The organism is Kitasatospora putterlickiae (assembly GCF_039527695.1).
Classification (GTDB): domain Bacteria; phylum Actinomycetota; class Actinomycetes; order Streptomycetales; family Streptomycetaceae; genus Kitasatospora; species Kitasatospora putterlickiae.
Genome location: NZ_BAAAKJ010000044.1, coordinates 35,724 through 42,262 on the forward strand (window position 1 = coordinate 35,724; position 6,539 = coordinate 42,262).

General features: G+C 76.0%; 7 protein-coding genes. 4 read left to right on the plus strand and 3 right to left on the minus strand.

Features of this window, described 5'->3' with window-relative positions; all coding sequences use genetic code 11:
* Positions 1-11 precede the first annotated feature (11 nt).
* On the minus strand, positions 12-194 hold the full coding sequence (locus ABD308_RS05450; protein WP_344327332.1) for a helix-turn-helix transcriptional regulator: 183 nt from the start codon (positions 192-194) through the stop codon (positions 12-14).
* A gap of 208 nt (positions 195-402) precedes the next feature.
* Here ABD308_RS05450 and ABD308_RS05455 point away from each other — a divergent pair, with 208 nt between their 5' ends.
* The 3 genes from ABD308_RS05455 to ABD308_RS05465 all read left to right on the plus strand — a co-directional run bounded on the left by ABD308_RS05455 (position 403) and on the right by ABD308_RS05465 (position 4,096).
* Entirely contained in the window at positions 403-1,146 is a 744-nt protein-coding gene (locus tag ABD308_RS05455; RefSeq protein ID WP_344327343.1) for an alpha/beta fold hydrolase, read from the plus strand.
* Between the two features lie 138 nt (positions 1,147-1,284).
* Complete coding sequence (locus tag ABD308_RS05460) at positions 1,285-2,775, plus strand: dihydrolipoyl dehydrogenase family protein (RefSeq protein WP_344327355.1); 1,491 nt, start codon at positions 1,285-1,287, stop codon at positions 2,773-2,775.
* A 196-nt stretch (positions 2,776-2,971) separates the two neighbouring features.
* A complete protein-coding gene (locus ABD308_RS05465) occupies positions 2,972-4,096 on the plus strand; it encodes a WD40/YVTN/BNR-like repeat-containing protein (protein WP_344327365.1) in 1,125 nt (374 codons plus the stop codon).
* 32 nt (positions 4,097-4,128) lie between these two features.
* Here ABD308_RS05465 and ABD308_RS05470 read toward each other — a convergent pair whose 3' ends face one another.
* Together ABD308_RS05470 and ABD308_RS05475 are read right to left on the minus strand one after the other, a co-directional pair.
* Positions 4,129-4,614 (minus strand): hypothetical protein, encoded by a 486-nt coding sequence (locus ABD308_RS05470; RefSeq protein ID WP_344327375.1) that lies wholly within the window; start codon positions 4,612-4,614, stop codon positions 4,129-4,131.
* 61 nt (positions 4,615-4,675) lie between these two features.
* Positions 4,676-5,650, minus strand: coding sequence for an epoxide hydrolase family protein (locus ABD308_RS05475; RefSeq protein ID WP_344327385.1), 975 nt, complete (start codon positions 5,648-5,650; stop codon positions 4,676-4,678).
* 91 nt (positions 5,651-5,741) lie between these two features.
* Here ABD308_RS05475 and ABD308_RS05480 point away from each other — a divergent pair, with 91 nt between their 5' ends.
* On the plus strand, positions 5,742-6,518 hold the full coding sequence (locus ABD308_RS05480; RefSeq protein WP_344327395.1) for a GNAT family N-acetyltransferase: 777 nt from the start codon (positions 5,742-5,744) through the stop codon (positions 6,516-6,518).
* Positions 6,519-6,539 lie beyond the last annotated feature (21 nt).

The following is a 6,539-nucleotide window of genomic DNA, read 5'->3' on the forward strand; positions in this document are numbered from 1 at the left end:
GCCATCGGCGGTTAGCCGCCGTACCGGCCCCGCTCGGCCCGGACGGGGATGCCGAGATCGGCGAGCCGGGCGGCGTACCGGCGCACGGTGCGGACGTCGACCTCCAGCCGGGCGGCGAGTTCCGCGCCGGTGAGACCGGGGCGCGCCTGGAGGAGTTCGAGGAGGGCGAGGGTACGGCTGACCGGGTGCTCCACGGGTCCTGTGCTCCTCGGGCCGGCCGCTGCGGTTCGCCCGGACGGCCGCCGCTCGGTCAAGAGGCGGATCAATCCGGACGGGTTCTGTCCGGATTCGATTCTAGGGTCGGAGTCGACGACGGGCAGCCGGGTGATCCCGGTGCCCGACGGCGGCCGCGCGGCCCCGCACCCCAGGACACGAGAACTCCAGGAGAGGACCATCCCCACCATGAGCACCTTCGTACTCGTACCCGGTTTCTGGCTCGGCGGCTGGGCCTGGGACGCGGTGGCCGAGCCACTGCGCGCCGCGGGCCACACCGTGCACGCGGTGACCCTGCCCGGGCTGGCCGAACGCGCCGGCGAGGCCTCGCCGGAGACCGGCGCGCAGGCCCACATCGACGACCTGACCGACCTGCTGGTCCGCGAGGACCTCCGGGACGTGGTCCTGGTCGCGCACAGCGGCGGCACCATCGCCGTGAGCGGCGCGGCCGACCGGGTGCCGGAGCGGATCCGCCGGGTGGTCTGGGTCGACTCCGGCCCGCTGGCCGACGGCCTCGCGATCGCCGACCTCTGGGACCCCGCCTACCGCGCCGCGCTGGAGGCCTCGCTGGTCGACGGCTGGCGGCTGCCGCTGCCGTCCTGGGAGGTGCTGGCCTCGGGCGGCGCCGACGTGGCGGGGATCGACGAGGCCGGCCTGGCCGTGATCCGCGCGCGGGCGACCGACCAGCCCGGCCGCACCTGCACCGAGCCCGTGCGGCTGACCGGCGCGGCGGCGAAGCTGCCGAAGGGCCTGGTCTCGTGCTCGATCCCGCTGGCGCAGGTCCGCGAGATGATCGCCGCCGGGCATCCGTACTTCGCCGCGCTCGGCGGGCCGGAGTGGGAGCTGCGCGAGGTGCCGACGGGGCACTGGCCGATGTTCTCCCGGCCGGCCGAAACGGCGGCGGTGCTGGCCGAACTGGCGGCCGTCGAGTAGCCGGACCACGGGGGCGGAGCGCCGGGACGGTCGCGCGGACCGGCGCTTCGCCCGCGTGTTCGGCTGCGCCGGACGGGCGGGGCGGCGCAGGATGGGCACGGCACCACGGCACACCTGCGAGCGCACGGAGGAAGACGGATGACCTCTCCCCAGTCCACCGCCCGGCCCACCCCCGGGGCCACCGCCCCCGAGGAGTACGACGTCATCGTGGTCGGCGCGGGCCCGACCGGCGAGAACGTGGCCGACCGGACGGCCGCGGCCGGGCTGCGCACCGTGATCGTGGAGAGCGAACTGGTCGGCGGCGAGTGCTCGTACTGGGCCTGCATGCCGAGCAAGGCGCTACTGCGCCCGGTGGCCGCGCTGGCCGACGCCCGCGCGGTGGCGGGCTCCCGGGAGGCGGTCGGCGGCGGCGCCCTGGACCCGGCCGCGGTGCTCGCCCGGCGCGACTCCTTCACCTCGCACTGGCAGGACGACGGCCAGGTGCGGTGGCTCCGCGACACCGGCATCGAGCTGGTCCGCGGCCACGGCCGGCTGGCCGGCGAGCGGCAGGTGACGGTCGAGGCGGAGGACGGCGGCGAGCGGCTGCTGGTGGCCCGGCACGCGGTGGCGATCTGCACCGGCAGCCGGCCGGTGCTGCCGCAGGGCGTCCCCGGCCTGGCCGACGCCCGCCCGTGGACCAACCGGGAGGCGACCGGCTCGCCCACCGTCCCCCGCCGGCTGGCGGTGGTCGGCGGCGGCGTGGTCGGCGTGGAGCTGGCCACCGCGTGGCGGGCGCTCGGCTCCCAGGTGGTGCTGCTGGTCCGCGGCGGCGCGCTGCTGCCCCGGATGGAGCCGTTCGCCGGTGAGCTGGTCGCGGACGGCCTGCGGGCGGCCGGGGTGGACGTCCGGTTCGGGACCGAGGTCGCCTCGCTGGAGCGGCGGGCGGCGGACGGCGATGACGCCCCCGAGGTCACCCTGGTGCTGGGCGACGGCGAGCGGCTGACCGTGGACGAGGTGCTGTACGCGACCGGGCGCGCGCCGCGCACCGCCGACGTCGGCCTGGAGCAGGTCGGCCTGCACCCCGGCGGCTGGCTCGACGTGGACGACAGCTGCACCGTGCTCGGGATCGACGGCCACTGGCTGTACGCGGCCGGGGACGTCAACCACCGGGCGCTGCTCACCCACCAGGGCAAGTACCAGGCGCGGATCACCGGCGCGGCCATCGTCGCGCGCGCCGAGGGGCGCTCGCTGGACACCGCGCGCTGGGGCGCGCACGCCGCGTCCGCCGACAGCGCGGGCGCGCCGCAGGTCGTCTTCACGCACCCGGAGGTGGCGGCCGTCGGCCTGACCCTGGACGCCGCCGAACGGGCCGGCCTGCGGGTCAAGGCCATCGACCACGACCTCGGCGCGGTCGCCGGTGCCTCGCTCTACGGCGACGACTACACCGGCCGGGCCCGGGTGGTCTTCGACCTGGACCGGGAGGTGCTGGTCGGCGCCTCGTTCGTCGGTCCCGGCGTCTCCGAGCTGCTGCACTCGGCGACCGTCGCGGTGGTCGGCGAGGTGCCGATCGACCGGCTCTGGCACGCGGTGCCCGCCTACCCGACGATCAGTGAGGTGTGGCTGCGGCTGCTGGAGGGCTGCCGGGGCTGACGGCCCCTCGGTGCCCGGGCTCGTGTGCCCGGGCTCTTGTGCCCGGGCTCACGGCCGCGGGCCGCCCGCGGGTTTCCGACGGGCGGCCCGGCGGCACCCGGCGCGGCGAGATGTGGCGGGCGCCCGGCGGCGGGACACTGGCCCGGGGAGGGGTGTCCGGGCGGGGCCGTTTTCGCCGAGCAGGTGGTGTGTGGCAATGAGCGAAGTGCTGTTGGCCGTCGGGACCGAGAAGGGCCTCTTCCTCGGACGCAGCCGCGACCGGCTGAGCTGGGAGTTCAGCGGGCCGCACTTCCGGATGAACGCGGTCTACTCCGTCGCGATCGACCGCCGGGACCGCGGCAACGGCGGACCCCGGCACGACGGCGGCGTCCGGCTGCTGGTGGGTGCCGACAGCAGCCACTGGGGCCCGTCGGTCTGGCACTCGGACGACCTCGGCGCCAGCTGGGTCGAGCCGACCACCCCGGCGATCCGCTTCCCCGAGCACACCGGCGCCTCGCTCACCCGGGTCTGGCAGCTCCAGCCGGCCGGCCCCGAGGCCCCCGGCGTGGTCTACGCGGGCACCGAACCCGCGGCGCTGTTCCGCTCCGAGGACGGCGGCGAGAGCTTCACGCTGGTCGAGGCGCTCTGGAACCACCCGCAGCGCGGCGAATGGGGCGCCGGCTACGGCGGCCAGGGCCTGCACACCATCCTCACCGACCCGCGCGACACGCAGCGGCTGCTGATCGCCGTCTCCAGCGGCGGCGTCTACCGCAGCAAGGACGGCGGCGGCAGCTGGGAGCCGTCCAACACCGGCCTGCGGGCCGAGTTCTTCCCCGCGGAGAGCCAGTACCCCGAGTTCGGCCAGTGCGTGCACAAGATCGCCCGGGACGCCGTCAACCCGGACCGGCTCTACCTGCAGAACCACGGCGGCGTGTACCGCAGCGACGACGCCGGCGCGAGCTGGCGCTCGATCGCCGACGGGCTGCCCGCCGACTTCGGCTTCGCGATCGCCGCCCACCCGCGCCGCGCCGACACCGCCTACGTGTTCCCGCTCGGCGGCGCCGACGACCGCATCCCGCCCGGCCAGCGCTGCCGGATCTTCCGCACCAACGACGCCGGGGACAGCTGGCAGGCGCTGGCCGAGGGGCTGCCGGGCGAGGACCACTACGGCATCGTGCTGCGCGACGCGCTGCGCACCGACGACGTGGAGCCGGCCGGCATCTACTTCGGCAACCGGACCGGCGACGTCTACGCGAGCCACGACGAGGGCGAGCACTGGGCGTTGCTGGTCTCCCACCTGCCGGACGTCCTCTGCGTCCGGGCGGCGGTGATCGCGGACTGACCGGACCCGCGGGGCGGCCGGGGGCGGCGGGATCAGGTGTCGTACTCGCCGTCCCACGGGGCGTGGAAGCCGAGGCCGTCGGGGTAGAGCTCGGCCCAGTCGTCCTCGGTGCCGTCCTCGCCGTGCCGTTCGACGACCAGGCCGAAGCGGCAGCCGTCGGCGTGCACGGTGAAGGGCGCGACCGCGATGTCCCCGAACTCGCGCTCCGGCAGGGCGTCCAGCCACTCCCCCAGCCGTTCGGCGGCGGCGACGGCGGCCTCGGGGAAGCCGCCGGGAGCCGTCTCGATCCGCGAGTCGAGGTGGCGCCCGGCCTCGTCGAACCGGTGCAGCACGGCGAAGCAGACCCGGTCGGCACCGGCCCTCGTGTCCGTTTCCTCCGCTTCCGCTTTCGGCTCCGCTTTCGCCTCCGGGACGGCGTAGGTGACGGAGGCGAAGAACTGGCCGCCCCGGAAGCGGCCGATGGTGTCGGTGCGGTATCCGGGCTCGTACGCGATCGGGATGACCTCGGGGACGCTCATACCGGAACGGTAGGCGCCGGCACCGACAGTCCCGGCGGTGGCAGCCCCGGTCGAGGAGGGCTCAGCGCAGGGAACGGAAGAACGCCCGGACGTCCGCCACCAGCGGCCGCGGCGCCTGGAGCGAGGCGAAGTGGCCGCCGGCGTCGTACACCGTCCAGCGGGTCACCGTGTCGGAGAGCTCGGCCAGGGTGCGGATCGCCCGGTCGCCGAGGAACAGCGCCACCCCGGTCGGGATCTCCCGGTAGAGGCGGGCGGCCGAGCCGGCGGTGCCGGTGAGCCGGAAGGCCGTGACGTCGGTCAGCACGGCGTCCCACGAGGGCGGGGTCTGGCGGGTGGCCGTCGGATCGTGATCGACGAACCATTCGAGGGTCCAGGCGAGCCGGCCGACCGGCGAGTCGTTGAGCGCGCAGGCCACCGTCCGTGGCCGGGTCGACATCTGGGTCGCGTAGCCGGAGTGCGCCCGCCACCAGCGGGCGTTGGCCTCGGCCCGGGCCCGCTCGTCGGCGGAGAGCAGCGCGGACTCCGCGGCGTCGAGCGGGGCCGAGGCGTTCGGCGGCGCGTTGAGGTGGACGCCGACCACCCGCTCGGGCGCCACCCGGCCGAGTTCGGGTGAGACGATCGCGCCGAAGTCGCCGCCCTGCGCGCCGTACCGGTGGTAGCCGAGCCGGTGCGTCAACTCGGCCCAGGCGGTGGCGATCCGGCGGGTGCCCCAGCCCGGGGCGGTGGTCGGACCGGAGTGGGCGAAGCCGGGCAGCGAGGGCGCGACCACGTGGAACGCGTCGGCCGCGTCGCCGCCGTGCGCCCGGGGGTCGGTGAGCGGGCCGATGATGCCGGCGAAGTCGTGCACGGTGCTCGGCCGGCCGTGGGTGAGGATCAGCGGGAGGGCGTCCGGCCCGGGCGAACGGACGTGCGGGAAGTGCACGTTCTGTCCGTCGATGGTGGTGGTGAACCGGGGGAAGGCTTTGAGCGCCGCCTCGTGCGCCCGCCGGGGGGGCGGTGCGGGTCCGCGCGGGTCCGCGAGGGTCCGGCAGGCCAAACCGGTTGATCCGCACGGGCCGTTCACCGAGCATGACGGGGAACCGGGCGCGCCGAGGGGTGCGCCGACGCGCGAGGATCGGACGAACGGCGTGGCGGAGAAGGAAGCCGACTGGCAGTACGGCTACGGGGCCGACGGTGTCGCCCTGGTGCGGTACCTGCGCGGGGAGCGGGAGGGGCGCCCCTGGGCGGATCTGCTGGAGGTGGTCGACCCGCGCGCCGACCTGGCCGCCCAGGTCGCGTACGTGCGGGCGGAACTGGCGGGCTGGGTGCTCTCCGGGCCGGTCGGGCTCGGTCTGGAGCTGGTGCGGCAGGGGGCCACGGTGCTGCGCCATGCCCACTCCATGCGGCGCGAGCTCACCGAGGGACCGCCCGCCGGGGGCTGGGAGGCCTGGGCGCGGACGCCGTTGCGGACGGGGTTCCGTGCCGTTCCGTGCGACCGCGGGGCGGCCGCGCTCGTCCCGGCGACGCTGGCCGCCTTCCACCCCGGCCACCCCGACCACCGCCAGGAGGAAGGCGCGAGCGAGCCGCTCCTGGTGCAGCGGCTCTCCGAACTGCTCGCCGGGGACATCGTCGGTCCGCCGCTGCCGTCCAGCGCCCTGGTCGTGAACGACGCCGACCGGGTGGTGGCCGGAGCCGTCCTGACCGACTGGGACGGGCTGCCCTGGATCGCGAGCGTGTTCCGGGACCCGGCGCTCGGCTACCCCGGTCTCGGCCGCGACCTGCTGCGCCGCGTCGTCGGTGACGTCGCCCTCGCGGGCCGGACCGCGATCGGGCTGGCGGTGACCGAGGGCAACCCGGCCCGGCTGCTGTACGAGGAGATGGGTTTCACGGCGACCGGCACGTCGCTGACGGTCGTCGTCCCCTGAGTCCCGGGTCCTGAACGGCGC

What these genes read in the sequence shown, in the direction of transcription:
- ABD308_RS05455 (WP_344327343.1), top strand. Translation starts at nt 403, where the DNA reads ATGAGCACCTTCGTACTCGTACCCGGTTTCTGGCTCGGCGGCTGGGCC.
- ABD308_RS05465 (WP_344327365.1), top strand. Translation starts at nt 2,972, where the DNA reads ATGAGCGAAGTGCTGTTGGCCGTCGGGACCGAGAAGGGCCTCTTCCTC.
- ABD308_RS05460 (WP_344327355.1), top strand. Translation starts at nt 1,285, where the DNA reads ATGACCTCTCCCCAGTCCACCGCCCGGCCCACCCCCGGGGCCACCGCC.
- ABD308_RS05470 (WP_344327375.1), bottom strand. Translation starts at nt 4,614, where the DNA reads ATGAGCGTCCCCGAGGTCATCCCGATCGCGTACGAGCCCGGATACCGC.